The 1,076-nt window shown below is 59.4% G+C and carries 1 protein-coding gene; it reads left to right on the plus strand.

The window, feature by feature from the left end; all coding sequences use genetic code 11:
- Positions 1 to 91 precede the first annotated feature (91 nt).
- The coding region (locus BC443_RS14280) for an IS481 family transposase (protein WP_071232511.1) at positions 92 to 1,076 on the plus strand (985 nt) is incomplete at its 3' end.

Below are 1,076 nucleotides of genomic sequence, written 5' to 3' on the forward strand. Positions count from 1 at the left end.
TGTAGGGTCCCGGATGATCGGATCGCCTATAGAAGTTATCCTCTGCTAGCAGCGAGAGAGCTTCTTCAGCAATTCATCCGGGAGCAAGTTCATGGACATCAAGCTGCATAAACAAGCGACCACGACACCGAAGATCCGGGCCGAGATCCAGGCGGCGCCCTCCAGCATCACGGATAGCGAGCTGGCCCGCCAGTATGGTGTCGCCACCGCGACCATACGGCGCTGGCGCTACCGTGACGATGTCCATGATCGATCGCACACGCGTCACAACCTGCTGGCCACGCTCACGCCCGAGCAGGAGGAGGTGCTGATCGCAGCACGCGAATTCCTTCGCCTCGGCCTGGATGATCTCCTCGTCGTGGCGCGTGAGTTCCTGAACTCCCGGTTGTCTCGCTCCGGCCTGCATCGCATGCTCCAGCGGCGCGGCGTGCCGACACTGGCGGAACTGGCTCGGCAGGACATCGGAGATGACGAGAAGCCGAGGCACAAGCCCTTCAAGGACTACGAACCGGGATATGTGCACATCGACATCAAGCACCTGCCTCAGATGCCTGACGAGGAGCAAAAACGCTACCTGTACGTCGCCATCGATCGCGCCACGCGTTGGGTGTATCTGGAGATCCGAAGCAGTCAGTCCGCGAAGGATGCTCGCGCGTTCATGAAGCAGGTGGAAGAGAAGGCGCCCTTCAAGATCCAGACGGTGCTGACTGACAACGGCAAATCCTTTACCGATCGCTTCACACGTGCAGGTGAGCGCAAGCCCAGCGGCCGGCATCCGTTTGACCAGGCGTGCCAGGCACATGACATCGAACACCGCTTGATCAAGCCGGGAAAGCCGCAAACGAACGGCATGGTGGAGCGCTTCAACGGCCGCATCAGCGACGTGCTAGCGACTCGGCGCTATGCCTCAGGCGAGGACCTGGAACAGACGCTGAAACGCTATACCTGGCTGTACAATCACCACATCCCGCAGAAGGCACTGCACCATCAATCACCCATTGCGATGATGAAAGAATGGCAGACTAAACGGCCTGACTTATTTACCAAGCGGGTGGTTAATCACACGGGACCCGACA

The sequence above is a fragment of the Salinicola sp. MIT1003 genome (genome assembly GCF_001858555.1).
GTDB classification, from domain to species: domain Bacteria; phylum Pseudomonadota; class Gammaproteobacteria; order Pseudomonadales; family Halomonadaceae; genus Salinicola; species Salinicola salarius.